The 26,514-nt window shown below is 70.7% G+C and carries 25 protein-coding genes and 1 pseudogene; 14 read left to right on the top strand and 12 right to left on the bottom strand.

Annotated features, from left to right (window positions below):
- Window positions 1–144 precede the first annotated feature (144 nt).
- Genes B3G12_RS04120 through B3G12_RS04110 form a run of 3 tightly spaced genes read right to left on the bottom strand, consistent with a single transcriptional unit; the run spans window position 145 to window position 3,595 of the window.
- Window positions 145–789, bottom strand: coding sequence for a LutC/YkgG family protein (locus tag B3G12_RS04120; protein WP_055082296.1), 645 nt, complete (start codon window positions 787–789; stop codon window positions 145–147).
- Window positions 786–2,765, bottom strand: coding sequence for a lactate utilization protein B (locus tag B3G12_RS04115; protein ID WP_055082295.1), 1,980 nt, complete (start codon window positions 2,763–2,765; stop codon window positions 786–788). Before B3G12_RS04115 ends, B3G12_RS04120 begins: the two co-directional genes overlap by 4 nt.
- Window positions 2,762–3,595 (bottom strand): (Fe-S)-binding protein, encoded by an 834-nt coding sequence (locus tag B3G12_RS04110; RefSeq protein ID WP_144940915.1) that lies wholly within the window; start codon window positions 3,593–3,595, stop codon window positions 2,762–2,764. Before B3G12_RS04110 ends, B3G12_RS04115 begins: the two co-directional genes overlap by 4 nt.
- 323 nt (window positions 3,596–3,918) lie before the next feature.
- Here B3G12_RS04110 and B3G12_RS04105 point away from each other — a divergent pair, with 323 nt between their 5' ends.
- Entirely contained in the window at window positions 3,919–5,589 is a 1,671-nt protein-coding gene (locus tag B3G12_RS04105; protein WP_144940918.1) for an L-lactate permease, read from the top strand.
- 84 nt (window positions 5,590–5,673) lie between these two features.
- Window positions 5,674–6,402 carry a FadR/GntR family transcriptional regulator gene (locus tag B3G12_RS04100; protein ID WP_144940921.1) on the top strand — a complete coding sequence of 243 codons (729 nt, stop codon included), beginning with the start codon at window positions 5,674–5,676 and terminating at the stop codon, window positions 6,400–6,402.
- Between the two features lie 325 nt (window positions 6,403–6,727).
- On the opposite strand, the gene B3G12_RS04095 is transcribed toward B3G12_RS04100, so the two are convergent.
- The gene (locus tag B3G12_RS04095; RefSeq protein WP_055082289.1) at window positions 6,728–7,471 is read right to left on the bottom strand and encodes a response regulator transcription factor; all 744 of its coding nucleotides are present in this window, start codon (window positions 7,469–7,471) and stop codon (window positions 6,728–6,730) included.
- Window positions 7,472–7,493: 22 nt separating this feature from the next.
- Here B3G12_RS04095 and B3G12_RS04090 point away from each other — a divergent pair, with 22 nt between their 5' ends.
- The 3 genes from B3G12_RS04090 to B3G12_RS04080 are packed head-to-tail and all read left to right on the top strand — an operon-like array spanning window position 7,494 to window position 9,306.
- Complete coding sequence (locus B3G12_RS04090; RefSeq protein WP_055082287.1) at window positions 7,494–7,703, top strand: hypothetical protein; 210 nt, start codon at window positions 7,494–7,496, stop codon at window positions 7,701–7,703.
- 50 nt (window positions 7,704–7,753) lie between these two features.
- Window positions 7,754–8,908 carry a sensor histidine kinase gene (locus B3G12_RS04085; RefSeq protein WP_144940924.1) on the top strand — a complete coding sequence of 385 codons (1,155 nt, stop codon included), beginning with the start codon at window positions 7,754–7,756 and terminating at the stop codon, window positions 8,906–8,908.
- Window positions 8,905–9,306, top strand: a complete 402-nt coding sequence (locus B3G12_RS04080; protein ID WP_232300179.1) for an MGMT family protein — start codon at window positions 8,905–8,907, stop codon at window positions 9,304–9,306. Before B3G12_RS04085 ends, B3G12_RS04080 begins: the two co-directional genes overlap by 4 nt.
- 52 nt (window positions 9,307–9,358) lie before the next feature.
- Here B3G12_RS04080 and B3G12_RS04075 read toward each other — a convergent pair whose 3' ends face one another.
- Together B3G12_RS04075 and purD are read right to left on the bottom strand one after the other, a co-directional pair.
- A complete protein-coding gene (locus B3G12_RS04075; RefSeq protein ID WP_144940927.1) occupies window positions 9,359–10,330 on the bottom strand; it encodes a phosphoribosylaminoimidazolesuccinocarboxamide synthase in 972 nt (323 codons plus the stop codon).
- Window positions 10,327–11,691 (bottom strand): phosphoribosylamine--glycine ligase, encoded by a 1,365-nt coding sequence (gene purD / locus B3G12_RS04070; protein WP_094395111.1) that lies wholly within the window; start codon window positions 11,689–11,691, stop codon window positions 10,327–10,329. Before purD ends, B3G12_RS04075 begins: the two co-directional genes overlap by 4 nt.
- Window positions 11,692–11,762: 71 nt before the next feature.
- Here purD and B3G12_RS04065 point away from each other — a divergent pair, with 71 nt between their 5' ends.
- The 5 genes from B3G12_RS04065 to purM all read left to right on the top strand — a co-directional run bounded on the left by B3G12_RS04065 (window position 11,763) and on the right by purM (window position 16,412).
- Window positions 11,763–12,764 carry an asparaginase gene (locus tag B3G12_RS04065; protein ID WP_144940930.1) on the top strand — a complete coding sequence of 334 codons (1,002 nt, stop codon included), beginning with the start codon at window positions 11,763–11,765 and terminating at the stop codon, window positions 12,762–12,764.
- A gap of 11 nt (window positions 12,765–12,775) precedes the next feature.
- A complete protein-coding gene (locus B3G12_RS04060) occupies window positions 12,776–13,135 on the top strand; it encodes a sterol carrier family protein (protein WP_144940933.1) in 360 nt (119 codons plus the stop codon).
- Between the two features lie 224 nt (window positions 13,136–13,359).
- Complete coding sequence (locus B3G12_RS04055; RefSeq protein WP_144940936.1) at window positions 13,360–13,701, top strand: hypothetical protein; 342 nt, start codon at window positions 13,360–13,362, stop codon at window positions 13,699–13,701.
- Window positions 13,702–13,713: 12 nt separating this feature from the next.
- Window positions 13,714–15,255 (top strand): amidophosphoribosyltransferase, encoded by a 1,542-nt coding sequence (gene purF, locus B3G12_RS04050; protein WP_144940939.1) that lies wholly within the window; start codon window positions 13,714–13,716, stop codon window positions 15,253–15,255.
- The gene (gene purM / locus B3G12_RS04045) at window positions 15,252–16,412 is read left to right on the top strand and encodes a phosphoribosylformylglycinamidine cyclo-ligase (protein WP_144940942.1); all 1,161 of its coding nucleotides are present in this window, start codon (window positions 15,252–15,254) and stop codon (window positions 16,410–16,412) included. The genes purF and purM overlap by 4 nt, the downstream gene beginning before the upstream one ends.
- A gap of 215 nt (window positions 16,413–16,627) precedes the next feature.
- On the opposite strand, the gene B3G12_RS04040 is transcribed toward purM, so the two are convergent.
- Window positions 16,628–16,828, bottom strand: coding sequence for a DUF3073 domain-containing protein (locus tag B3G12_RS04040; RefSeq protein ID WP_068471186.1), 201 nt, complete (start codon window positions 16,826–16,828; stop codon window positions 16,628–16,630).
- Window positions 16,829–17,077: 249 nt separating this feature from the next.
- Between B3G12_RS04040 and B3G12_RS04035 the strand changes: the two genes are divergently transcribed.
- Window positions 17,078–18,910, top strand: a complete 1,833-nt coding sequence (locus tag B3G12_RS04035; protein WP_290499210.1) for a BCCT family transporter — start codon at window positions 17,078–17,080, stop codon at window positions 18,908–18,910.
- 103 nt (window positions 18,911–19,013) lie between these two features.
- Here the strand turns inward: B3G12_RS04035 and clpB are convergent, their stop codons facing one another.
- Window positions 19,014–21,677, bottom strand: a complete 2,664-nt coding sequence (clpB, locus tag B3G12_RS04030; protein WP_144940948.1) for an ATP-dependent chaperone ClpB — start codon at window positions 21,675–21,677, stop codon at window positions 19,014–19,016.
- Window positions 21,678–21,855: 178 nt separating this feature from the next.
- On the opposite strand from clpB, the gene B3G12_RS04025 reads away from it, so the two are divergent.
- Window positions 21,856–22,080 (top strand): hypothetical protein, encoded by a 225-nt coding sequence (locus B3G12_RS04025; protein WP_144940950.1) that lies wholly within the window; start codon window positions 21,856–21,858, stop codon window positions 22,078–22,080.
- A gap of 116 nt (window positions 22,081–22,196) precedes the next feature.
- Here B3G12_RS04025 and B3G12_RS04020 read toward each other — a convergent pair whose 3' ends face one another.
- The 3 genes and pseudogenes from B3G12_RS04020 to B3G12_RS04010 form a co-directional block, all read right to left on the bottom strand.
- Complete coding sequence (locus B3G12_RS04020) at window positions 22,197–22,799, bottom strand: DNA-3-methyladenine glycosylase I (RefSeq protein WP_244944753.1); 603 nt, start codon at window positions 22,797–22,799, stop codon at window positions 22,197–22,199.
- Window positions 22,800–22,862: 63 nt separating this feature from the next.
- Window positions 22,863–23,312: pseudogene (locus B3G12_RS04015) on the bottom strand (GNAT family N-acetyltransferase); the annotation flags it as partial.
- Window positions 23,309–23,875 carry a hypothetical protein gene (locus tag B3G12_RS04010; RefSeq protein ID WP_144940953.1) on the bottom strand — a complete coding sequence of 189 codons (567 nt, stop codon included), beginning with the start codon at window positions 23,873–23,875 and terminating at the stop codon, window positions 23,309–23,311. The pseudogene B3G12_RS04015 and the gene B3G12_RS04010, both read right to left, overlap by 4 nt.
- 88 nt (window positions 23,876–23,963) lie before the next feature.
- On the opposite strand from B3G12_RS04010, the gene B3G12_RS04005 reads away from it, so the two are divergent.
- Both B3G12_RS04005 and B3G12_RS04000 read left to right on the top strand, forming a co-directional pair.
- A complete protein-coding gene (locus B3G12_RS04005) occupies window positions 23,964–24,638 on the top strand; it encodes an HAD family hydrolase (RefSeq protein ID WP_144940957.1) in 675 nt (224 codons plus the stop codon).
- Between the two features lie 169 nt (window positions 24,639–24,807).
- Window positions 24,808–25,458, top strand: a complete 651-nt coding sequence (locus tag B3G12_RS04000; RefSeq protein ID WP_144940961.1) for an HAD family hydrolase — start codon at window positions 24,808–24,810, stop codon at window positions 25,456–25,458.
- Between the two features lie 222 nt (window positions 25,459–25,680).
- Here the strand turns inward: B3G12_RS04000 and B3G12_RS03995 are convergent.
- On the bottom strand, window positions 25,681–26,514 hold an 834-nt coding region (locus B3G12_RS03995; RefSeq protein ID WP_290499209.1), incomplete at its 5' end, for a helicase-related protein.

The raw sequence follows: 26,514 nt of genomic DNA, 5'->3' as shown, positions 1-26,514 counted from the left end.
CGGCCGCCCGCCACACACAGAAAAAGCGCAGCTTTCGACCTCCTCCAGCAGGAATGCGTCGAAAGCTGCACTTTTACAGCGCGAGCCGGCTCAGGTGCCCCCATGGGTCGGGGATGGAGCGGCTGGGGTTCATCGCCTCAGGGCTCAGCCCAGCAGGATCACGTCCAGGGTGCGGGGACCGTGCACCCCCTCCACTCGTTCGAGCTCGATGTCCGACGTCGCTGAGGGGCCCGAGATCATGGTGGTCGGCACGGTGGGCTCCACCCGCGAGATCGCCTCGGGGATCAGCTCCACCACGGTCTCCAGCGGCACGATGCAGATGTGGTGGTCGGGTACGAGCGTGATGGCCCGGCGCCCCTCGTCCGGACGTCCCGACAGGAAGATGGTCCCCGTCTGGGCGCACGAGACGGTCGAGGAAGTCACCACGGCGTCCACCCGGTTGAGCTCTCGCACGGACAGCGCGGAGGCCCCCCGGGAGTCGTTCGGGTCCACGATCACGCGTCGTGCGGCGGTGTCCTCGGGCAGTAGGGCGGTGTCGAAGCCCTCGGGGATCACGTACCGCGCGGACGCCCCGAGCTGGCTGGCAATGCGCTCCGCGACGGTCTCCGCAGTCTCTCGGAACACGTTCGCCTTGTAGTCCAGGAGCCGGTCCTCGAGCATGTCCACGATCTCCTCGCGGCTCAGCTCGGAGTGCCGCCGGTAGGCCCGAGGGATTTCGGGTGCCTGCGGATGGTCCGAGAGCGCGCCCGCGAGCCGCTCCAGGATCTCGGTCTTGGCGTCCGTGCTCATGCCTGCTCCCCGTTCTCTTCCGTGCGTCGCCCGGCGTTCCGGTCGTTGTGCTCGGTGGGGTCGGCGTTCGCCTCCGAGACTCCCCCGGCGACGTCGTCCGCTCTCGCTCCGGAAACCCCGGAGGACTCCCCACCGGCGGACCCACCACCAGCGGCACTGCTCTTACCGGCGGCACTGCCCCGGCTGGACGCAACGCCCTGGCCGGCTGCACTGCCATCCGCGGGCGCGGAGCGATCCGACCCGGGCACCTCCGCCCGGGCGTCAAGCGTCGCGCCGTCCCGATCCAGACGCTGGGCCGTCTCGTCCTCGTGCTTCTTCCACCAGTTGCGGAAGGACTCCTTGGGCGGCTCGGGGACGTCACGCTGCTGGGTCCAGCCACCCACCATGCCGGGGAGCCAGCCGATCGCGTGGTCCCGTCCCGCTACCACGCGGCCCAGAGGCAGGGCGCGTTCGGCCAGGGACATGCGCTGACCCGAGGACATCACGAAGGACGCACCCTTCATCATCGCGTCCATCTGCGTGGGAAGCCCGCGCGTGGGAACGGCATCGCGCATCCGGCGGCCGACGCGCCGCGCTTTCGTGGAGAGGTCCTTGAGCGTCCCTTCTTCGGGCGCGCCGTCCTGTCCGCCGTTGCCCTCGTCCGCGGTGAGGGACTTCTCCTCGCGCCACTCGTCCCCCGCGGTGATCGCGGGATCCGTCGAGGTGGGCGCTGGGGCGGCCACGTCCGTGCGCTCCCCGTGCTGCGTGCGGACGTCCTCGTCCCGCAGGTGCACGAGGATCTCGGGGATGTTGATCTTCACGGGACACACCTGGTAGCAGGCCCCGCACAAGGAGGAGGCATAGGGCAGGGAGGCGTTCTCCTCGGAGGTGATGCCGGTGAGCTGCGGGGAGAGGATCGCGCCGATGGGCCCCGGGTAGGTGGAGCCGTAGGCGTGGCCGCCGACCTGCTCGTACACCGGGCACACGTTCAGGCACGCCGAGCAGCGGATGCAGTGCAGCGCGGAGCGTCCCTCGGGATCCGAGAGCACCGCCGAGCGGCCGTTGTCCAGCAGCACCACGTGCACGTTCTGGGGCCCGTCGCCGGGTGTGACACCGGTCCACAGGGAGGTGTACGGATTCATGCGCTCACCGGTGGAGGAGCGCGGAAGCAGCTGGAAGAAGACCTCGAGGTCCTCGTAGCTGGGCAGCAGCTTCTCGATACCCATCACCGTGATCAGCGTCTCGGGCAGGGTGAGGCACATGCGGCCGTTGCCCTCGGACTCCACCACGGACAGCGTTCCCGTGTCCGCGATGCCGAAGTTCGCTCCGGAGATCGCGACCTTGGAGGTCAGGAACTTCTCGCGCAGGTGCTTTCGGGCCGCCTCGGCCAGCACGCGCGGCTCGCTCGTGAGCTCGTCCGTGGTCTCGGTCATCTCGTTGCGGAAGATCTCGCGGATCTCCTCGCGGTTCTTGTGGATGGCGGGGACCAGGATGTGAGAGGGCTTGTCCTTGCCCAGCTGCACGATCAGCTCGGCGAGGTCCGTCTCCGTGGCGGAGATGCCGTGCTCCTGCAGGTGCTCGTCCAGCCCGATCTCCTGGGTGGCCATGGACTTGACCTTGATGACGTCCGTGACCTCCTGCTCCTGGATCAGGCTCGTCACGATGGCGTTGGCCTCGTCCGCATCCCGCGCCCAGTGGACGACGCCGCCCTGCGCGGTGAAGTTGCGCTCGAACTCCTCGAGCAGCTCGGGAAGGTGCGCCATGACCATTTCCTTGGTCGCGGACCCTGTGTCGCGTAGCGCCTGCCAGTCGGGGACCTCGCCCACCACGCTCGCGCGCTTGGCGCGGATGGAGTGGGTGGCGTGCCGGATGTTGGCGCGCATCTGCTCGTTCTGCAGCTCTTTCTTGGCGGCCTGTGGGAAGGCCACCTGAGCGTGAAGGTTGCCCTGGCCGTGGACGGGGCGCACGGCGGGCATGCCCAGGGACGTGATACTCATCGGGTGGCTCCTACCGGGGCTGCCGACCGGCGGCCGGGCTGGGGGATGGACAGTTCCACGGGCCCGTCCACGATCAACGGGTTGGCGCGGGTGGACGCGAGGATCTCCGCGAAGTGGACCGTCTGCACGTCCAGCTTCCGCTTGGAGGCGGCTCCGCCCAGGTGCATGAGACAGGAGGCGTCCCCGCCGGTGCACAGGGAGGCACCGGAGTCCACGATGTTGCGCAGCTTGGCATCCGCCATGGCGCCGGAGACGTCCGGGTTCTTGAAGGAGAAGGTGCCGCCGAAACCGCAGCACTCCTCGGCGTCCGGCAACTCGTGGAACTCGATCTCCTCCACGGAGCGCACGAGGTCCTTCTGGCGGTCCCCGAGCCCGAGCAGGCGCATGCCGTGGCAGGACGGGTGGTAGGTGACGGGGTGGGGGAACCAGGAGCCCAGCTGGGCGGCCGAGTCGGTCACGCCGAGCACGTCCACGAGCAGCTCCGAGAGCTCGTAGGTGTTCTCCGCAACCATGGCCGCGTCCTCGGCGAGCGCGGCGTCCCCGCACTGCCGCGCGACCAGCGGCTGCTGGTGGCCCAGGGAGGCGACGCACGAGCCGGAGGGCGCCACGGCGACGTCGTAGTCCGTGCTGGTGAAGGCCCGGACATGGTTGCGGATCACGGGAACGGCGTCGTCGAAGTACCCGCTGTTGATGTGCATCTGGGAGCAGCAGCCCTGCCCCTGGGGAAACACCACCTCGTGTCCCAGCCGCTCCAGGATCCGCACGGTGGCCAGTGCCACCTTCGGATACATGGCATCCACAATGCACGTGGCGAAGAGCGCGATTCTCATGTTGTGGTCTCCCAACCGTCTGCTCTGGTCATCGTCTGCCTCGGTCCATCTCTGCGTCCAGGCCAGGCTACGCCCGTGAACCGGATCACAACAATGCGCGCACGCGGCCGCGAACATCCGCCGGACGCGCTCGTCATCTCACGAATCACCGGGCGCCACGCCTTAATCGTGTGACCTGGATCATGTACGCTGTGTGGTCGGACCACTGTGGCCTGACCACTTATCCTACGACCGGTTCCGGACACGGTGCACACCGCCCCGGCCAGAACCGCCCCACCCCGAGAACTGCGGTTCCGATCCACCCCTCACCCCTTGGAGATCCTGTGACCACCTTCACCGCCGTGACCGATGCCGTGGGAGGCAGCATCGGCCTCTCCGCCCTGGTGGGCTGCCTCCCCCTGCTGACCTTCTTCGTGATGCTGCTGGCCTTCCGCGCCAGCGCGTACGTGGCCGGGCTGACCTCCCTGGTGGTCGCCCTGGCCGTGGCGATCCTGGGCTTCGGCATGCCCACCCAGCTCGCCCTGCTCACCGCCACGCAGGGTGCCGTCTACGGCCTCTTCCCGATCGTGTGGATCGTGGTCATGGCCCTGTGGTTCTACCAGGTGACCGTGCTCTCGGGGCGCTTCGAGGACCTCCGCACCATCTTCGACACCATCGGCGGCGGTGACCTGAGGATCCAGGCCATGCTGATCGCGTTCTGCTTCGGCGGCCTGCTGGAGGCACTGGCCGGCTTCGGCGCGCCCGTGGCCATCACCGCGACCATGATCCTGGCCTTGGGCCTGAAGCCCCTCAAGGCCGCCACCCTGGTGCTGATCGCCAACACCGCCCCGGTGGCCTTCGGCGCCATCGCCATCCCCATCACCACCGCGGGCGCGCTCACGGATCTGGACCCCGCGCACATCGGTGCCGTCGTGGGCCACCAGGCGCCTCTGTTCGCGTTCGTGGTCCCCTTCTTCCTGCTGCTCATCGTCGACGGCGCCCGCGGCCTCAAGCAGGCCTGGCCCGCCGCGCTCGTGGTGGGCGGCAGCTTCGCGATCGCGCAGTGGTGGTGCGCCACGCACTTCTCCTACGAGCTCACGGACGTCGTGGCGTCCCTTGTAGGCCTCGCGGCGGCCGTGGTCCTCATGCGGTTCTGGCGCCCCAAGGGTGCCGAGGCTGTGCGCGCGGACCTGGGCGTGGAGAAGCCCGAGAGCGCCGCGGTGCTCACCCCGGGCCGCATCTGGATGGCCGTGCTCCCCTACGTCCTGGTGGTCGTGATCTTCGGCATCGCCAAGCTGTGGACCGCCGGCGTCAACGTCCCCAAGGCCCTGGCCACCACGGACGTGAAGATCCCCTGGCCCGGTCTGCACGGCCACCTGCTCAACGCCAAGGGTGAGGCCATCACGGGGACCGTCTACAACTTCCAGTGGCTCTCCAGCCCCGGAACCCTGTTGCTGATCACGGGGCTGCTGGTCACCATCGTGTACTGCCTGTTCAACCACAACGGCATGTTCCGCCTCTCCGTGGGCAACGCCATCGCGGAGATCGGGCGCTGCTTCTGGAAGATGCGCTTCTCCGCGCTGACCATCATGGCCGTGCTCGCCCTGGCCTACGTGATGAACTTCTCGGGCCAGACCATCGCCATCGGCACGTTCGTGGCGGGTCTCGGCGCGGCCTTCGCCTTCTTCTCACCCGTCCTGGGCTGGGTGGGTACCGCGGTCACGGGATCGGACACCTCGGCCAACGCCCTGTTCGCCAACCTGCAGAAGACAGCGGCGCTGGGCTCCGGGCTGGATCCCCACCTGATGACGGCGGCCAACACGTCCGGTGGCGTGGTGGGCAAGATGATCTCCCCGCAGTCGCTGGCCATCGCGTCCACCTCCGTGGGCATGCAGGGCAAGGAGTCCAGCATCTTCAGGGCGGTCGTGCCGTGGTCGCTCGGCATGCTCCTGGTGCTGTGCTGCCTGGTGTTCCTGCAGTCCAACGTCCTCGCCTGGATGCTGCCAGCAGCCTGAGCCGCATCGGTACAGTGAGGCGTCCCGGCCCGTCACCGCTACTCGCGGTGGCGGGCCATCGCGTGCAATCCCCTGGGAGGAACCATGAGCACCGCCCCCGCCTACACCGTGGTGCTGGACTGGCTCGAACGGCAGCTGCGCTCGGGTGAGCTGCGGGTGGGCGACAAGCTGCCGGCCGAGCGCACCCTCGCGGAGGACTTCGGCATCTCCCGTGCCTCGGTCCGCGAAGCGGTGCGGATCCTCGCGGCCATGGGGCTGGTGCGCTCCGCCACCGGGTCCGGGCCGCACTCCGGTGCCACGGTCATCTCGGACCCCTCGGCAGCACTGGGGTGGGCGCTGCGCATGCACATCGCCACCAGGTCCCTGCCCGTAGCGGACGTGGTGAGCACCCGTGTGCTGCTGGAGACCCAGTCGAGTCTCGACGCCGCGCGCTCGGACGTGCCGGAGCGCACCGCCGTCCTGGAGCAGGCGACGGCGCTGCTGGACCGCATGGACCGCCCGGACGTGGCCGACGCCGAGTTCCACTGCCTGGACGCGCAGTTCCACTTCCAGCTGGCGTCCCTGGGCGGCAACGTGGTGCTGGAGACGATCATGGCGTCGCTGCGCGAGGCGACCATCGGCTACGTGCAGGAGACCGTGGCGGCCACCTCCGACTGGCCCGGGGTGCGTGCGGGACTGCAGCACCAGCACCGGGAGATCCTGCGGGCCACGCTCGATCGGGAGGGTGAACTGGCGGCGCGGCTGCTGCGCGAGCACATCCTGTGGTTCTACGCGCTCGTCCCGGACGAGACCGGGGGCACCGGCTCCGAGTGAGCGGGTTGCCCCGGCACCCCCTGGTCGGAGGGCGCCGGGGCCAGATCCGCCCACGCTCGGGCTGCTGACGCGGCGGGAGCCCTCGGAGCTGCGCGCGAGGTGATCCAGGGCTCGCGGAACTCGTCCGGGGGTGGGGTACAAGGGCCCCCGCCGCGAATCCAGCGGTCCACTCCCCGGGAGCTCGGTGCGCCGTACAGTCGCCCATCCCCCGGGAGCGGTGGACACCGGGTCAGGGCGTCCACCATCCACTGTGCCGCACGCGGCGTTCGAAGGGCTATGGCCATCCGACCAGACCTGGGCCTTGAAACTGGGCAGAACCTGGGAATCAGGGGCGGCCCGCGTCGTCGTCGTCGAGAGCGGGCTTCACGAGGCCCCACTCGATCCCCGCGATCAGCACCTGGACCCGGTCCCGCACGGCCAGCTTCTCGCACAGTCGGGAGACGTAGGCCTTCACGCTGCCGTGCGAGACGGACATCCGCTCGGCGATCTCGGCGTTGTTCAGCCCCCGCGCTATCGACTCCAGGGTCTCGAGCTCCCGCGGCGCGAGCTGCGGCGCACCGGGAAGCGGGCCGGTGGCCCACAGCCCCGAGGCGTGCGCGACCGCCTCCCGCCGGCTCCTGCGCCGCACGGACGGCACAGGCACGTCCCCCAGCACGTTGTTCGCCAGCGAGCTCGCCACGGACGGAGACAGCGCAAGCTCGTCCTCCCGCACCAGGCTCGCGGCCGAGACAATCTCGTTGTGCCGCGCATCCTTCACCAGGTAGCCGGAGGCCCCGGCACGCAGCGCGGGCACCACGTACTCCAGGGTCGAGAACGTGGTGAGGGCGAGCACCTTGGTGCTCGGGCACTGCCGCACGATCTGCTCCGTGGCCTCGATCCCGTCCATCCCCGGCATGCGGATGTCCATCAGTACCACGTCCGGCTGCAGCGCGAGGCACTTCTCGACGGCCTCGGCACCCTCCCCCGCTTCGCCGACCACTTCGAAGCCCGGCTCGGCGCGGAACAGGTTGGCCAGTGCATCCCTCATGAGCGGGTGGTCGTCGACGAGGAGGAGTCTGCACAAATCCATGAGGCGATCATAAGCTGGCACCATGAAACAGATCTCGACACTCCCGCACGCCTCCGCCACCCGCACCCGCCGCACCCGCATGGTGCGCACCGCCGTCACCGCCGCCCTCGTGTGCGGCCTGTCCTTCGGCGCCATGGCGCCCGCCGCCGCCGATACCGGTGCCTCCGTGCGCACCGGGCCTTCCTCCGTGATCTGCGGGTACCTGCCGCTGCTCTGCAAGGGCGGCCACTGATCCCGGCACCCACATCCCGCGACGACCAGCCGACGGCGCTCACTCGCTCCATGCCGAACTGGTTGCGAATCGTCGTCCTGCTCTTCGCGGCACTCGCACTGCTCGACGACCTGCGTTCCGTCGATTGGCAGACGCTGACACCCCTCACGGCGATTCTGACGGCCGGGACCTCCGTCCTCAGCTACGGCGCGGTGGCCCTCCTCGCCTGGTCGCCCAAGGCGAGCACCGTCGTCATCGTCGTGGGCTACGCGGCATCGGTGGTGCCCGATGAATACGCCGCAATGCTGCTCGGGGCGTGCGTGGTCATGGTCGGCGTCGTTGCCATGCTGCCTCGCCGCACCGTCGCCCTCTTCGTCGCGACTTCCGCGGCGTGGATCGTCGTGGTCTCCGCCGTCTCCCACGACACCCGCTTCGTGTGGGCGCTCGGCCTGCCCCTCGGCGTGTGCGCGCTGTTCGGTGTGGCCCTGCGCTTCTTCCTCACCCAGTACCGTCTCAATGCCCGGCGGCTCGCGGTGCTCGAGGTCACGCACCAGCAGCTGCGGGAGCAGGAACGGCTGGCCCTGGCCCGGGACCTGCACGACGTCGTGGCCCACGAGCTCACGCTCGTCACCATGCAGGCCGCCGGCTCCCAGCGCGAACAGGACCCGGCCGCACTGCACCGCACGATCGACGCAATGGACACCGCCGCACGCTCGGGCCTGCAGGAGCTGCGCATCCTGCTGCAGGTGCTGCGCGACTCCCCCGGTCCCGCCGGCCCCGCACGCCCCCAGGCCGGTGGCACCTCGGGGTTGACCACGGGATCGCTGGGCGACATCGCCCGCACGCTCGCCTCGAACCTCGAGCGCTCGGGGCTCCACCCGGAGTTCACGCTCGACGACGGCGCGGCACGCCTTCCCACAACCGTCCGTGGCACCGCGGCCCGGGTGATGCAGGAGGCCACGACCAACATGATCAAGTACGCCCCCGCCGGTTCTCACTGCGAGATGCAGGTGTCCACGAGCGGTTCCTGCGTGCACGTCCACGCGCAGAACCCGGTCCGCCGCGGTGCCCAGCCCGCGGGCGAAGCCGAGGCCCCCGGCGCGGAGCTGACCTCCGGCTTTGGGCTGCCGGGAATCCGCGAGCGTGTGGCCCTGCTCGACGGCAGCGTGGAGTACGGGGCGCACGACGCCGCGTGGTGCCTGGACGTGCGGATCCCGTTCGCGTGAGCCGGGACCCGGAGGCGCGCGGCGGTGAGGACGCGGTCGAGGCGGTGCGGGGCGTCGTCGCCAGTATCCCACCGGGCAGGGTGCTCAGCTACGGAGACGTGGCCGACCTCGCCCGGCTCGGGACCCCGCGGCTCGCGGCGCGCATCATGGCCTCGGGGAAGCTCGGCCGGAGCGCCGCCTGGTGGCGGGTGGTGCGCGCGGACGGCACCCTGCCGAACTACCTGCAGATCACCGCGCGGGAACACTACGAGCGCGAGGGCACGCCCCTGCGGGACACGAGGGCGCACTGGGTCCAGGTGGACGTGCGCCGAGCCCGTTGGGACGCTCCGCCTGACGACTTCCCGCCGGATGTGCTCCCGGAGGGCGGTCCTGCCCCAGGGCAGCCTCGCGCGGGGTGATCTTCCGCAGGGTGGCGTTCCCCGGGACAGTCGTCCGCCGGCTGGCGCGGGCTCAGTACTCCGGCGGCCCGGCCACCTCGATGAACGGTCCGCGGGGGTCGAACGCACGGCCGGTGAGCCTCTCGAAGGCCTCCACGTAGCGCTCACGCGTCTTCGCCACCACGTCCTCGGGAAGCTCGGGGACAGGCCCCTGCCCGTCCCAGCCGGACTCGTCGGAGCGCAGCCAGTCCCGCACGTACTGCTTGTCGAAGGACGGCTGGGGCTGGCCGGGTTTGTAGGTCTCCAGGTCCCAGAACCGCGAGGAGTCCGGGGTCAGGACCTCGTCCCCCAGCGTGATGGCCCCGCGGTAGGAGTCCAGCCCGAACTCCACCTTGGTGTCCGCCACGATGATCCCGCGCTCCCGGGCGATCCGCTCGGCTCGCGTGTAGATCTTCAGGGACAGCTCGCGCAGCCGGTCCGCCACGGAGTTGCCCACCACGTCCGCCATCTCCCGGTAGGTGATGGGCTCGTCGTGCTCCCCCAGCTCGGCCTTGCCCGTGGGGGTGAAGATGGGCTGCTCCAGGCGGTCCCCGTCACGCAGACCGTCCGGCAGCTCGATGCCGCACACCGCACCCGTGGCGCGGTAGTCCTTCAGGCCCGAGCCCGTGAGATAGCCGCGCACGATGTTCTCCACGGGGAACATCGAGAGGTTCTTGCACACCACGGCCCGCCCGCGCACGGACTCGTGCACGTCCGTGGTGAGGATGTGGTTGGGGATCCCGTCCAGCTGCTGGAACCACCACAGGGACAGCTGGGTGAGGATGGTGCCCTTGCCCGGGATCTCGGTGGGCAGGACCTGGTCGAACGCGGAGATCCGGTCGCTCGCCACCACCAGCACGGCACCCGCGCGGTACTCGGCGTCGTTGTGGATGGCCACGCCCGTGGCGCTGAGCCGGGACTCGTCCGGAACGTAGAGCTCGCGCACCTTCCCGGAGTAGATGTGCTTCCAGCCCGGGATCTCCGGGGGTGTGCCGTGCTCGCTCATGCCTGCTCCTCTGCTGTGCTCGCCGCGGGGCGCCCGTCCATGGAGGTGGCCGTGCCCCGGGTTGCAGTGTGCTGCGCGGCACCCGGTGTCGGGACCTCGATCCGCCCCTCAGCCGCGGCCAGCGCGATGTCCGTGCGGTGGTGGGATCCGTTCAGCGTGATGCGCTGGACCCCACGATAGCCACGCTCGCGGGCCTCCCGCAGATCCGCGCCCAGCGACACGACGGCGAGCACGCGCCCGCCCGCCGAAACCAGCTCCCCGGCGTCGTTGCGCTCAGTGCCCGCGTGGATCACCCGGGTCTCGGGAACCTCGTTGACCTCCTCCAGACCGGAGATCACGTCCCCCCTGCGCGGCGCCCCCGGATAGTTGTGGGCCGCGAGCACGATCGTCACGGAGGCCCCGGGCCGCCACTGCAGCGGACGCTCCTCGTCCAGCCTGCCGCGGGCGGCGTCGAGCAGCAGCTCCCCGAGCGGGGTCTCCAGCATGGCCAGCACGGACTGCGTCTCCGGGTCCCCGAAGCGCGCGTTGAACTCGATCACCTGCACGCCCCGGGGCGTGAGCGCCAGACCGCAGTAGAGCACGCCCGTGAACGGGGTGCCCCTGCGGCGCAGCTCGTTCACCACGGGCCGGGCCACGCGCTCCACGACCTCCCGGGTGAAGTCCTCGGGCAGCCAGTCCAGCGGGGTGTAGGCACCCATGCCGCCGGTGTTCGGGCCCTCGTCCCCGTCGCGCACGCGCTTGAAGTCCTGCGCGGGCTGCAGAGGCACCACGTGCTCGCCGTCGCTGAGCACGAACAGCGAGACCTCGGGGCCGTCCAGGAACTCCTCGACAACCACGGAGCCGCCGGCGTCGAGGCACTCCCGGGCGTGTGCCTCCGCGCGGTCGCGATCCTGGGTGACCACCACTCCCTTGCCCGCCGCCAGGCCGTCGTCCTTGACCACGTGGGGGGCGCCGAAGAGCTCGAGCGCCTCGCGCACCTGCATCATGTCCGACGTGGCGACGGCGCGCGCCGTGGGAACACCCGCCGCGGCCATGATCTCCTTGGCGAACGACTTGGAGCCCTCGATCCGGGCTGCCTCGCGGGACGGGCCGAAGACGGGGATCCCAGCGGCGTCGAGCGCATCCGCAACCCCCGCCACGAGTGGCGCCTCTGGGCCCACGACCACGAGGTCCGCCGAGAGCTCGCGGGCCAGGGCCACCACTGCCTCCGGATCCTGTGCGTTGAGCGGGTGCACCGGAACGTCCTGCGCGATCCCGGCGTTGCCGGGGGCCGCGTGGACCTCGCTGACGTGCGGGTCCCGCAGGAGGGACGTGATCATCGCGTGCTCGCGGCCGCCGGGGCCCACCACCAAAACCTTCACCGGCTCAGCGTATCGGCCACCGGGCCCGGGCGGGCAACGATTGCACCCCACGACGCTGACATACTGGGCCCATGCAGACTTTCAGCTCGGATCAGGCCGTGGATCTCGCCGTGGTGCAGCGCAGCGGCTTCGTGGAGTCCCGCCACCGCGGCTCGGCCGTGGTGCTCGCCCCGGACGGCTCCGTGGCCCTCTCCGTGGGCGCACCCGAGGAGCTGATCTTCCCGCGCTCCACGCTCAAGCCGTTCCAGGCGGTCGCCGCCATGAAGGCGGGGGCCGCGCTGCGCGGCGAGCAGGTGGCCATCGCCGCGGCGTCCCACACCGGGACCTTCGACCACCTCGATGCCGTCAGCTCGATCCTCAAGGCCGCCGGGCTCGGCCCCGAGGCCCTGCAGTGCCCGCCGGACTGGCCCCAGGACGAGGACACCCGCGCGTGGCTGGTCCGCACGGCGCGCGGCCAGAACCGCATGTGCATGAACTGCTCCGGCAAGCACGCCGCGTTCCTGCTCGCCTGCGTGACCAACGGCTGGCCGACGGACACCTACCTGGACCCCGAGCACCCGCTGCAGCGGCTCGTGCTGGAGACGGTCGAGGAGTTCGCCGGCGAGGCCCCCGCCCACGTGGGGGTGGACGGCTGCGGCGCACCGCTGCCGGCCATCAGCCTCAAGGGACTCGCACGCATGTACTCCACGCTCGGCCGGGCGGCCCGCAACATCCAGGCAGACGCCCGCGCCGCGACCGTGGCCACCTCGATGCTCGACTACCCGGAGTACGTGCAGGGACCGGGGCGCTCCAACACGGTGATCATGCAGGAGCTGGACGTGATCACCAAGCTCGGCGCGGAGGGCGTGCTCGGCCTCGGCACCCGGGCCGGATGGTCCGTGGCCATCAAGATGCTCGACGGCTCCTCGCGCGCCAACTCCCTCGTGGGCCTCACCCTGCTCGCCCACACCGGGGCGATCTCCGAGGCCGACGCCGCCCGCGTCCTTGATCTCGTCACACAGCCGATCACGGGGGCGGGAAAGCCCGTGGGCGCCGTTGAGCTCGCGCCGGCCCTGCAGGACCTGCTGGTCTGAGGCCCGCCGTGATGCGACGCAGGATCGACCCCGCTGACGGCACCCTGGCCCTCGCCCGCTGGCGGGAGGACCCGGAGGCCGCCGACCGCCGCACCGTGGCCACCGCCGTGCGCTACTGCCTCGAGGAGCTCGGCACCCGCGCGGAGGGCAACTCCGTGGAGGTGCGTGTCCCGCCGTTCGGTGTCACCCAGTGTGTGGCCGGGCCCCGGCACACCAGGGGCACCCCGCCCAACGTGGTGGAGACGGATGCCGCCACGTGGTTGTCCCTGGCCACGGGCGCCGAGACCTGGGCCGGCGCCGTCGCCGCCGGGAGCGTGGCGGCGTCGGGAACCCGCACCGACCTCAGCGGGTGGATGCCGCTTTTCCGCTGACGCCACCGGGCGCAGACCGCCGAGTGGGTGCGGGCGAATCTGCCGGGCGGACCCCGAAGGAGACCAACACGCGGAACGGACCGGGTGCGGAGACGGCGGGGACCGACCCCGGACCGCAGACTCGGCAGCGTCCGGCCAACGCGCCGAAAACTCCCAGCAGATCGCAAGTGCCCCCGCCCGCCCGCCGGACACACCACCCCCGCACGCGCGATACCGTGGAGACCATGACGTCCGTCCACCGCGAGTCCCCCGAGAGCGCACCCCGTCCCGGAACCACCACCCAGGAGGTCACGGTGCGCCGTGCACCCAACGTGACCGCGTTCCTGGCCGCCGGAGCGGCGATCGGGGCGATCGCCGGGCTGCTGATCGGCGCGCTCGGCCCCGGATCGATCGCGTACACCCGCGCGGCGATCATCGGGTTCTTCCTCATGACGTTCCTGATCATCGGCGGTGCCGTGGGCGCGATCGTGGGGCTCGTGCTGGACCGGATCTCCGTAAAACGAGCCCGCACCGGGGCCGCCGAGGTCCAGGATGTCCGCGGGGGTGGCGAGCACCCCGGGGCGTGAGACACTTGACCCGTGGCTCGTGCTGACGGAAAACTCTCCCATGACCTTCTCCCCGGCGAGAAGGGCCCCCAGGACGCGTGCGGCGTGTTCGGTGTGTGGGCCCCGGGCGAGGACGTCTCCAAACTGACCTACTACGGGCTGTACGCGCTGCAGCACCGCGGGCAGGAGTCCGCGGGTATCGCCACCTCGGACGGCGGGCGGATCTCTGTCTACAAGGACATGGGACTCGTGTCCCAGGTCTTCGACGAGACCACGCTCAACACGCTCAAGGGCTACCTGGCCGTGGGCCACGCGCGCTACTCCACGACTGGAGCGTCCCACTGGGCGAACGCGCAGCCCACGCTCGGCGCCACACCGCACGGCACGCTCGCCCTGGCCCACAACGGCAACCTCACGAACTCCGCGGAGCTCTACGACCTGCTGCTGGACAAGTCCGGCTTCCCGTCCCGCGGCGAGATGGCCCGGGGCAACACCACGGACACCGCGCTGATCACCGCCCTGCTCGCCGAGCATCCCCTGAACTCACTCGAGGAAGCGGCCATGAAGCTGCTGCCGCAGCTCGTCGGCTCGTTCTGCCTCACGTTCATGGACGAGACCACGCTCTACGCCGCGCGAGACCCGCTGGGGGTTCGCCCCCTCGTGCTGGGCCGCCTGGAGCGTGGCTGGGTGGTCGCCTCCGAGACCGCCGCCCTGGACATCGTGGGCGCCTCCCTGGTGCGTGAGGTGGAGCCCGGGGAATTCATCGCGATCGACGAGAACGGCCTGCGCTCGCGCCGTTTCGCGGAGGCCACCCCTGCGGGCTGCGTGTTCGAGTACGTGTACCTGGCCCGCCCGGACACCACCATCAACGGGCGCTCGGTCTACGAGTCCCGGGTGGAGATGGGCCGTCAGCTGGCCCGCGAGCACGCCGTGGAGGCGGACCTCGTGATGCCCACGCCCGAGTCCGGCACGCCCGCCGCGATCGGCTACGCCGAGGCCGCTGGCATCCCGTTCGGGCACGGTCTCGTGAAGAACTCCTACGTGGGCCGCACGTTCATCGAACCTTCGGACACCATCCGCCAGCTCGGCATCCGACTCAAGCTCAACCCACTGCGCTCCATCGTGGCGGGCAAGCGCCTGGTGGTCGTGGACGACTCGATCGTGCGCGGCAACACCCAGCGCGCACTCGTGCGGATGCTGCGCGAGGCCGGTGCCGCGGAGATCCACGTGCGGATCTCCTCCCCGCCCATCAAGTGGCCGTGCTTCTACGGAATCGACTTCGCCTCCCCCGCCGAGCTGATCGCCAACGGCATTTCGGTGGAGGGTGTGCGCGCCTCGCTCGGAGCCGACACGCTCGGCTACATCTCCGAGGACGGCATGATCGAGGCCACCAAGCAGTCCCGCGGGAACCTGTGCACCGCGTGCTTCTCCGGGGACTACCCCACCGCGCTGCCCAAGGCGGACCGGCTCGGCAAGGCCGTGCTGGAAGCACCCGGTGCCCACGCCGAGCCCTCCGAGGACCTCGTGACAACCGTCACGAGCACCGCACCCGAGCACGAGGAGACCACCGCATGAGCCCCGAGCAGCCCCAGGACTCCCGGTCCGTGACCTACGCGAGCGCGGGGGTGGACGTGGAAGCCGGGGACCGCGCCGTTGAGCTCATGAAGGCCGCGGTCAAGGCGACCCACACCTCCGGCGTCGTGGGCGGCGTGGGCGGCTTCGCCGGGCTCTTCGACGTCTCCGAGCTCACGACCTACCGCAAGCCATACCTGGCCACGTCCACGGACGGCGTGGGCACCAAGGTGGCCGTGGCCCAGGCGCTGGACGTCCACGACACCATCGGGTGGGACCTCGTGGGCATGGTCGTGGACGACATCGTGGTGGTGGGTGCCAAGCCCCTGTTCATGACCGACTACATCGCCACCGGCAAGGTGGTCCCCGAGCGCGTGGCGGACATCGTGCGCGGCATCGCGTCGGCCTGCGAGGCGGCCGGCACCGCCCTGGTGGGCGGGGAGACCGCTGAGCACCCCGGTCTGCTGGGCGTGGACGAGTACGACGTCGCCGGCGCCGCCACCGGCGTCGTCGAGGCGGACGAGCTGCTCGGCCCGCAGCGGGTGCGCGACGGTGACGTGGTCATCGCGATGGCGTCCTCGGGCCTGCACTCCAACGGCTACTCCCTGGTGCGCCGCGTGGTCGAGATGGCCGGCTGGCAGCTGGACCGCCAGGTGGACGAGCTGGGACGCAGCCTGGGCGAGGAGCTGCTCGAGCCCACGCGCGTGTACGCCGCGGACGTGCTGGACCTCGCGCGCGCCTTCCCGGTCAACGGGGCCGACGGCGCCACGGGCCACGGCGTGCGCGGTTTCTCCCACGTGACCGGCGGCGGACTCGCGGCGAACCTCGCCCGCGTGCTGCCCGAGAACCTGCAGGCCACGGTGGAGCGCGCCACGTGGTCCCTGCCCCCGGTGTTCCGGCTGGTCTCCGAGCTCGGCCGCGTGCCGCTCTCCGACCTGGAGCGCACCCTGAACCTGGGCGTGGGCATGGTAGCCATCGTCGACCCCGAGGTCGCCGACGCCGCCGTGGCCCACCTCGAGGCCCGTGGCCTGCCCGCCTGGATCATGGGACGCATCGGTCCCGTGGATCCGGACGCGGCCCGCCACGGCAGCGACTGGGTGCAGGGCGCCAAGGGCGTGGCCGGTGGCGGCGTGCTCATGACGGGTTCCTACGCGAGCTGAGGCTGAACGTGGGGCTCCCAGAGAGCCCCACACGGATACCCCGCCCACACGAAGAACCGCCCACACGTCTGTGCGGGCGGTTCTTCGTGTGGCACCACGGCTGCGGTGACCATCAGGTCTGCGGCGCCTGCTGCAGAGGTGTCGTGCCGCTGTCCCCCGGAGCGACCACGGCCTCCGGCTCGCGCAGCAACGAAAGGGAACGCACCGGGGCCGGGTCAGTCGTAGTCGGAGTACTTCTCCGCGTAGGACGAATAGTTGTCCTCCTCGTCGGAGCTTTCCTCGTGGTCAGCGGCTCGGGAGGACGGTTTCGTGCCGCGCAGCTCGCGCTGCAGGGCCGAGTAGTCGGTCTGCGGGCTGAAGTACTTGATCTCCCGCGCCTGTCGTGTCGCCTTCGCCTTTTGACGGCCGCGCCCCATGGCGTGACCCCCTCTGCGTCTCGTGTCCGGTGGGCGGTGCCGTGTTGAGCACACAGTACGGCCCCGGAGTGTCTTGTCAGTTTTTCGTGAGTCCAGGGTACATGTTTTGACCGCGTCTCGCGCACCGCCCGTGGCCCCGTTCACCCCGGGCCGATCCGCGGCTCCCCGCCGCCTCCGCAAGGGGCCGGTACAGTGGGACGGCCCGGGCGGCGTCGCCCGCGTTTCCCCGCACCAGAACGCAGGTTTCCCATGAGCTCGTCCCCTGACGACAGCCCCCGGCCCACCGGCCAGTACCCCCACGACACCCACCCGGGCCTGGTGCCCGGCGTGTCCGTGGAGGAGCAGCGGGTGCGCTACCGCACCGACAAGATCACGTTCGGTGTCGCCGGTGCACTCATCGTGGGGTTCGTGATCTGGGGCGCGGTGTCCACGGAGTCCCTGACCACGGTCTCGACGTCCGCCCTGAACACGGTGGTGACGTACGGCGGGTGGATCTTCACCCTGCTGGCGGCCATCGTGCTGCTGTTCCTGCTCTACGTGGGCTTCTCCCGCTACGGACGCATCCCGCTCGGCAAGGACGGCGAGGAGCCCGCATACTCCATGCGCTCGTGGATCGCGATGCTCTTCGCCGCGGGCATGGGCGTGGGCCTCATCTTCTTCGGTGTGTACGAACCGGTGACCTACTACATGACCCCTCCCCCGGGGCGCGCCGAGGCCGAGAGCTTCCACGCAATGCACTCCGCCATGGCCCAGACCATCTTCCACTGGGGCCTGCAGGCGTGGGCCATCTACGCGCTCGTGGGCGCCGCGGTGGGTTATGCCGCCTACCGGCGCGGACGGCCGCTGCTGATGTCGGCCATCTTCGGCCAGCGGGCCCACCTCACCGTGGGCGGGCGGTTCATCGACATGTTCGCGATCGTGGGCATCCTCTTCGCCACCTCCGCCTCCCTGGGGCTCGGCACGCTGCAGATCGGCAGCGGGCTGCAGATCGTCACGGGGATGGGCCGGGTGGGCAACGGTGTGCTGATCGCGATCATCGCCGTGCTGACCTGCGTGTTCCTGGTCTCCGCGGTCTCCGGGGTGGCCAAGGGCATCCGCCTGCTGTCCAACTTCAACATGGTGCTCGCGGCCGTGGTGGCGTTCTTCCTCTTCGTGGCCGGGCCCACCGTGTTCCTGCTCAACTTCATCCCCTCCGTGGTGGGCACCTACTTCGCGGAGATGTTCCAGATGCTCGCCCTCTCCGCCTCGTGGGGCCCCGAGGCCGAGGACTTCATGCGCTCGTGGACCCTGTTCTACTGGGCGTGGTGGGTGTCCTGGGCGCCTTTCGTGGGGGTCTTCGTGGCCCGCATCTCGCGCGGTCGCACCCTGCGCCAGTACGTGAGCGTGGTGCTGCTGGCCCCCACGGTGATCTGTGTGCTCGCGTTCTCGATCTTCGGCGGCACCGCCATCTGGTTGCAGCGCTCCGGCACGGACGTTGCCGGCGCCGCGTCCCCCGAGGACATGCTGTTCCGGGTCCTGGACGCCCTGCCGTTCTCCCAGGTCACGCCGATCGCCATCATGGTGCTGCTCGCCGTCTTCTTCATCACCTCCGCGGACTCCGCGACGCTCGTGATGGCCTCGATGTCTCAGCAGGGCAAGCCGGAGCCGGACCGCAAGATCGTGATCTTCTGGGGAGTGGCCCTGGCCGGGGTCGCCGCCGTGATGCTCGCGGTCGGAGGCTCCGACGCCCTGCAGGGGCTTCAGGATCTCGTGACCGTTGCGGCCCTACCCTTCGCGATCATCCTGCTGGCCCTCATCCCCGCCTTCCTGCGGGACCTCTCCACGGACCCCTTGAGCCTGCGCTACCGCTACGCCCGCACCGCCCTGGACAACGCCGTGCGCCAGGGCATGGGAGACCACGGTGACGACTTCGCTCTGGAGGTCCGTCACCAGGAGGGGCCCTCTGCCGCCGGAGCCGACGTCGACTCCACCGGCGAGCGCATGAGCTCCTGGTACCAGCGCACGGACGAGGACGGGCGCCCCGTCGACTACGACTACGCGCGGGACAGCTACGTGGATCCGGAGCCTCCCGCGCGACGCTGAGCCACGACGGCGAGCGGCGGGTGCGCACGACGAAGCGCCGGGACGGATCACCTCTGTCCCGGCGCTTCGCGCTGTGCTGGCGCGTGGCCAGCGGTGCGCGGGGTCAGTCCTCCACGACCTCCGCGTCCACGACGTCGTCGTCATCCCTGTCACGGGAGGCGTCGGACTCGCTGCGCTCGGCCGTGACCGTGAGCCCGTCCTCGGCGACGTCCGGGTTCACGTCCACCACCACGGTGTCACCGTCCAGGATGGCTCCGGACAGCAGCCCCTTCGCCAGGCGGTCGCCGATCTCGCGCTGCACCAGTCGGCGCAGCGGACGGGCGCCGTAGGCGGGGTCGTAGCCGGTCACGCCGAGCCACTCGCTCGCCGCGGGCGTGACCACCAGGGTCAGGCGGCGCTGCGCGAGGCGGCGGGCCAGCTGGGCAACCTGGATGTCCACGATCTTCGCGAGGTCCTCGGTGCTCAGCGGCTCGAATATGATGATGTCGTCCAGCCGGTTCAGGAACTCCGGCTTGAAGGACGCGTTCACCACGCCCATCACGGCGTCTTTCTTGGCCTGCTCGTCCATCGTGGGGTCCACCAGGAACTGGCTGCCCATGTTGGACGTGAGGATCAGGATCACGTTGCGGAAGTCCACGGTGCGGCCCTGCCCGTCGGTGAGCCGGCCGTCGTCAAGCACCTGCAGCAGGATGTCGAAGACCTCCGGGTGGGCCTTCTCCACCTCGTCCAGCAGCACCACGGAGTACGGGCGACGGCGCACGGCCTCGGTCAGCTGCCCGCCCTCGTCGTAGCCCACATACCCCGGAGGGGCACCGACCAGGCGGGAGACGGAGTGCTTCTCCGAGTACTCGGACATGTCGATGCGGATCAGGGCGCGCTCGTCGTCGAACTGGAAGTCCGCGAGGGACTTGGCCAGCTCGGTCTTGCCCACGCCTGTGGGGCCGAGGAACATGAACGAGCCGATGGGCCGGTCCGGGTCCGAGATCCCCGCGCGGGAGCGGCGCACCGCGTCCGCCACGGCGGTCACGGCCTTGCGCTGGCCGATCAGCCGCTTGCCCAGGACCTCCTCCATGTGCAGCAGCTTCTCGGACTCGCCCTGCAGCATCTTGCCGGCGGGGATGCCCGTCCAGGCGGAGATGACTTCGGCGATGTCGTCCGCAGTGACCTCCTCCGAGACCATGGTGTCCTCGGGGACGCCGCTGGCGTCCTCCTGTGCCTGGGCGGCGTCGAGCTGCTTCTGCGCGGCGGGGATCTCGCCGTACAGCAACCGGGAGGCCTCGCCGAGGTCCCCGTTGCGCTGGGCGCGCTCGGCCTGCGAGCGCAGTTCGTCGATCCGCGCCTTGAGCTCGCCGACCTGGTTCAGGCCAGCCTTCTCGGACTCCCACCGGGCGTTGAGCGCGTCCAGCTCCGCCTGCTTGTCCGCCTTGTCACGACGCAGCGCGGCCAGGCGCTCCACCGAGGCGGGATCGGTCTCGCCGTCCAGGGCGAGCTCCTCCATGGTCAGACGGTCCACCGAGCGGCGCAGCTCGTCGATCTCCTCCGGGGCGGAGTCGATCTCCATGCGCAACCGGGACGCGGCCTCATCGATCAGGTCGATGGCCTTGTCCGGCAACTGACGGCTGGGGATGTACCGGTGGGACAGCTGGGCCGCGGCCACGAGAGCGGAGTCCGCGATCTGCACCTTGTGGTGCGCCTCGTAGCGCTCCTTGAGCCCGCGCAGGATGGCCACGGTGTCCTCCACCGAGGGCTCTCCCACGTAGACCTGTTGGAAACGACGCTCCAGGGCGGCGTCCTTCTCGATGTTCTCGCGGTACTCGTCCAGCGTGGTGGCGCCGATCAGGCGCAGCTCGCCGCGGGCCAGCATGGGCTTGAGCATGTTGCCCGCGTCCATGGAGCCCTCGGACGCACCCGCGCCCACCACGGTGTGGATCTCGTCGATGAACGTGACGATCTGACCCTCGGACTTCTTGATCTCGTCCAGGACGGCCTTCAGTCGCTCCTCGAACTCGCCGCGGTACTTCGCGCCGGCCACCATGGACCCGAGGTCCAGGGAGATCAGCGTCTTCCCGCGCAGGGACTCGGGGACGTCCCCTGCGACCATGCGCTGCGCGAGGCCTTCCACCACGGCGGTCTTGCCCACGCCGGGCTCGCCGATCAGCACGGGATTGTTCTTGGTGCGCCGGGAGAGCACCTGGACCACGCGGCGGATCTCCGAGTCGCGGCCGATCACCGGGTCGAGCTTGCCCTCACGCGCAATGGCGGTGAGGTCCGTGCCGAACTTCTCCAGGGACTGAAAGGTCCCCTCCGGGTCCGGGCTGGTGACGCGGCGGTCACCGCGGACCTGCGGAATGGCCTCGGCGAGCGCCTCGGTGGTGACACCGGCGTTCTTCAGAGCCTCCGCGGTCTTGTCGTGGCCCGCGGCCAGGCCGTAAAGGATGTGCTCCGTGGAGACGTACTCGTCCTGCAGCTCGCGCGCATAGGTCTCGGCGGCCTGCAGCGCCTGCAGCGCGGTGCGGCTCAGCTGGGGCTGGGCCGTGGAGCTGCCGGACGCGCTCGGCAGCTCGTGGATGATGGTGCTGGCCTTGAGGGACACGGCGTCGGCGTTGGCGCCGGTGGCCTTCAGGACCGCGACCGCCACACCGTCCCGCTGGTCCATGAGGGCCTTGAGGGTGTGGGCGGGCTCGATGTTGGGGTTGCCCGCGGTCGCGGCGTTCGACGCCGCAGAACTCAGGGCCTCCTGAGACTTGGTGGTGAACTTGGTGTCCACAGCATCTCCTTCTGCTTGGCTAACGGATTGTCAATTATCTTGAGTCTAGTCCACTCAACCTGCTTTGTGAAGCCCTCGGCGCCGGAATTCTGGGGGAATTCGGGGGTGGACAGGCTATGATTAGTGCCCTAATCGTCGGGGTGAGACCACCCCGTCCGTCCCGTGAAAAGGATCTCCCATGTCCCGCCGCCGCGACCCCGACCGCCCGCGCCACAGCCTCTTCAAGCGCTTCGACGACTTCGTCATGAAGTTCGTGGGACCCGCCGACCGCAGCCCCGCGGACCTGCGCGGCAACGAGCAGATGAGCGAGCAGACCCAGCAGTGGTATAGCAACCTGCAGTCCGAGTACGAGATGGTGAAGGACGCCCACGGCCAGAGTTACCTGCGCCGCCGCGGGAGCTGATCCCGGCCGGGCACCCCGGCCCGGCGGCGTCGTTGACCCCCTCGTCACCCCTCGTCGTCAGCAGGCGGCGTCAGGGCACGACGCCGCTGGCCCCGTTACCTGAGGCCCGGCCCGCCTCACGTCCACTCACCCGAGCTGCCGCGCCGGTGGCTGCCCACCAGGTGCGTGTCCACCATGCCGATCGCCTCCATGAGCGCGTACATGGTGGTGGGCCCCACGAATGCGAACCCGCGTCGCTTCAGCTCCTTTGACAGCGCGGTGCTCCGCTCGGAGACGGTGGGGACCTCCGCGAAGCGCACCGGCTCGGGCGTCTCCTCCGGGCGGAAGGACCACACGAGGTCCACGAGGCCCTCCTGCTCGCGCAGCGCCACCGTGGCCCGCGCGTTGGTGACTGCGGCGCGGATCTTGCGCTCGTTGCGGATGATCCGCACGTCACCCATGAGCCGCTGCACGTCAGCCTCGCCCATCGCGGCCACGGCGTCCGGGTCGAAGTCGTGGAAGACCTCTCGGAACGCCGGCCGCTTGGCGAGCACAGTGCGCCACGAGAGCCCGGACTGGAAACCCTCGAGCACGATCCGCTCGTACAGCCCCACCTCCTCCCGCACGGGCATGCCCCACTCGTGGTCGTAGTACTCGCGCAGCAGGGGGTCCCCGGCCGCCCAGAGGGGGCGTGCCAGGCCGTCCTCACCCACCACCAGGTCCGGATTCTCCGCCGCCAGCTCGAAGAGCTCGCACTCGGCGTCGTAGTAGGCGCGGGTGCGGCCCCGGTGCGTCATCCCCAGCCGTCGGCAGACCGCCTGCGAAGCAGTGTTGTCGGGATGGGTCACCGCGACCACCCGGTCGAGGCCCGCGGTGAACGCATGGTCGAGCACGGTGCGCGCCGCCTCGGTGGCCCAGCCGCGACCCCACGCGTCCGGGTGCAGGTGCCACCCGACCTCGACGTCATGCGCGGTGTCCGTGCCTGAGTCCGGGATGGGTTTGAGCAGCACGGTGCCGAGAGGAGAACCATCCGGCTCGCACACCGCCCACACGCCGAGCACCGGATCCGTGTCCCAGGCGGCCTGCCACCCGGCGATCTTCTCCCTCGCCGCCTCGAGCGTGGTGGTGCGCGCGGTGCCGTTCCCGAGGAAGCGCTGCACCGCCTCGCGCGAGTAGAGGTCGCGGACGAACGCCGCGTCGTCGGCGTCGTAGGTCCGCAGCAGAAGCCGCGCGGAGCGCAGGGGCACCGTCATGACCGGGGGCCCGACCATTGCTGCTGCTCCCGCTCCAGCCGGTCCAGGCGCTCGTCCTCGGTGAGCGGATCCCCGCGCAGACGACGGGCCGTGACACGCTGCTCCGTGACGGCCAGCAGCACGAGGGCCACGGCGAGCGCCACGGTCAGCACTCCGAAGATGTTGACGAAGCCGTAACCGAGCTCCAGGAACTCGGCCCCGGCCACGTGGGTGAACAGGGAGCGCATCCCCTCGGGAGTGGCGTCCGGGAGGAAGAACCCGAAGCACGCGGTGACGACCCACGCCGCTGCAGCGGTGGCCATGGTCCGGCGGGTCACGGAGCGGGAGGGGTGGTCCAGGCTGTCCCGGCGGAAGAGCGCGGCGGCCACCACGTGCAGCGCGAGCACGGGCAGGGCGATCGCCAGGGCGTAGACCGGTGCGAGGCTGCCCAGCAGCCCGGCCAGGCCCCGCCCGAAGCCGACCCACAGTGCCAGCGCGGCGGCCACGACCACCATGACCACGGGGAAGCTGCGGGCGAGAGCCGAACCGGGTCTCGCGGGGAGGATCGGGGCCGGGGAGCTCATGGCCCCCATGATAGGTGTCCTCCGGATGGTGGCCGGTGGCAGGTGGCGGGTGCCGGGCCGTGTCGGAGCGGGGACGTAACCTGGGCCCATGTGCACCTCACAGTTCCCCCGGGCCGTCCTCTTCGACCACGACGGCACCCTTGTGGACACCGAGCCGCTGTGGGAACGGGGCAAGCAGCGGATCACGGCCGCGCACGGCGGGAAGTGGTCCGAGAAGGACACCCGGGACACCCTGGGGATGCCGCTGTCTCACACCATCCGCCGCCTCGGGGAACTGGGAGTTCCCGGCAGCCAGGAGGAGATCCAGCGTGAGTTCCACGGGATCCTCCGGGAGGTCCTGGCCGAGGACACGCCCACGTTCATCCCGGGGATCGAGCCCCTGCTCCACGAGCTGGACCGGGCCGGGATCCCCGCCGCGATCGTCACCAACGCCACCTCGGAGGTGGCCCGTCACACCGCCGGCCGCGCCCCGGACAACCTGTTCCGGGTGGTCATCGGGGACGAGGAGGTGGCCCAGGGCGTCACCCCCAAGCCGGATCCGGACGCCTACCTCGAGGCTGCACGCCGCCTGGGGGTCGCGCCCGAGGACTGCGTGGTCGTGGAGGACTCCCCCTCCGGAGCAGCCGCCGGCGTGGCCGCGGGCATGGCGACCGTGGTTGTCCCCGGTGAGCAGGCTGTGGAACCGGGGCCGCGGATCGTTCACGTGCCCGAGCACGCGAGCCTCACACTGGACTTCCTGCGCTCGCTCGCGCCACGGGACTGAGCTGCGCTCTGAGCCGACACATGCTGGGACGGGCCGAGCAGCCCCCGGTTCCTGACCTCCTCGGAGCTGGGCCCTCCGGCCGCGAACCCCACGGCACCGTGCCTTCACGGGTTCCAACGGCGCCCGCCTGGTTCCGTTCTTCTCCGTCGTTCCCTGCCGAAAGGTGACCATGACCTACCCCCGAGCAGTCCTCTTCGACCACGACGGCACGCTCGTCGACACCGAGCCGCACTGGGCTGCCGCCAAGCGCCACGTGGCCGGCACCCACCAGCAGAGCTGGGACACCGAGGACGACCACGCCACCCTGGGCGGTACGGTGCAGGACGCCGCCCGGCTCATGGTCGAGCGCGGCGCCACCGACTCAGTGGAAGAGATCACCCGGCAGCTGGCGGAGCACGTGATCGGCAGCGTGGACCACGAGATCCCGTTCCTGCCGGGCATCCCCTCCCTGCTGCGCGAGCTGAAGGAAGCGGGGATTCCCGCGGCGATCGTGACCAACGCGCTCGGCTCCGTCGCCCGGACCACCTCAGCGGGCGCCCCGGACGTCCTCACCCGGATCGTCTCGCACGACGACGTGTCCCGCGCCAAGCCGGACCCGGAGCCCTACCTCGCGGGCGCTCGCCTGCTTGGCGTCCCCCCGCGCGACTGCGTGGCCGTGGAGGACTCCGAGCCGGGTGTGGAGAGCGCCGTGGCCGCGGGCATGACCGTGGTGGTGGTCCCGGGAGACAAGCCCGTTCCCGAGGGACCGCACCGTGTGTTCGTCAGTTCCCACGAGGACGTCACGCTCGACTTCCTGCGCTCGCTCACCCCGCCGGCCTGAGCCCCTGGGCGGGTGCCGACTCCCGAGGCGGCCACACCGCCGGTGGGCGAGACCACGGTGATTCGGCCGCACGAACACGGCACCTGAGCGGTTCGACACCTTTGGAGCGGCCCCCGGTACGACGAGCCCCCGGCCCGCGCAATGCGGACCGGGGGTTCGGTGGTTCAGGGGGCAGCACCCACCGCGCGGTCACGCGGGCGGGGCAGCCTCCCGGGACTGGACTCAGCGCGAGGGCTGACCCGAGCGGTTGTTCTGCCGACGACGCTGCGCCGCCGCCGTGGCGCGGTCCGGCACCTGGCCGACGCCGCCGCGCTGCGACGAGCCCACGCGGGCGCCCCGCGGGGAGGACGTGCGCGCCGAACCGGACCCGGCGGCGTCGCCGCCCTGACCGCGGCGCGACGTCGAACGCCCGCCGCGGGAGGATCGCCCGGAGTCCGAACGCTCGGAACGGCCGCCGCCCTGGCCCTGGCCGCGCCCCTGGTTCTGGCGCTGGCCGGAGCCCTGGCCACCGCGCTTGGAACCATTGCGGCCGGAACCACCGCGCTGGCCGCCGGAACGGCCACCGGAGCGACCGCCCGAACGGTTGCCGTCACCGGACTGCGTGGCTGCCGGGGCCGCCTGGGGAGCGACGCGCTCGGCGCGCTCGCCCACGAGCTCCTTCACGACCTCGGAGTTGGGGCCGACCTCGTCCACCTGCGGAGTGACACCCGCCTTCTTCATGAGCTTGTTGACGTCCGAGCGCTCCTCGGTGGTCGCGATCGTGATGACCGAACCTGAGGCACCGGCGCGGGCGGTGCGGCCCGAGCGGTGCAGGTAGGACTTGTGCTCGGCGGGCGGGTCGATGTGCACGACCAGCTCGACGTCGTCAACGTGCACGCCGCGCGCGGCGACGTCCGTGGCCACGAGCACGCGCACGTCGCCGTCCGAGAACGCGCCGAGGTTGCGGTCGCGCGCGCCCTGCGAGAGGTTGCCCTGCAGGTCCACGGCGGGGATGCCGGCCTGGCTGAGCTTCTTGGCCATCTTCTTGGCGCGGTACTTGGTGCGCGTGAACATCAT

The sequence above is a fragment of the Kocuria sp. UBA5001 genome (genome assembly GCF_002398425.1).
Classification (GTDB): domain Bacteria; phylum Actinomycetota; class Actinomycetes; order Actinomycetales; family Micrococcaceae; genus Kocuria; species Kocuria salsicia.
Note: the sequence above shows the minus strand (reverse complement) of the source record. Positions and strands in the feature narration are given on the sequence as shown.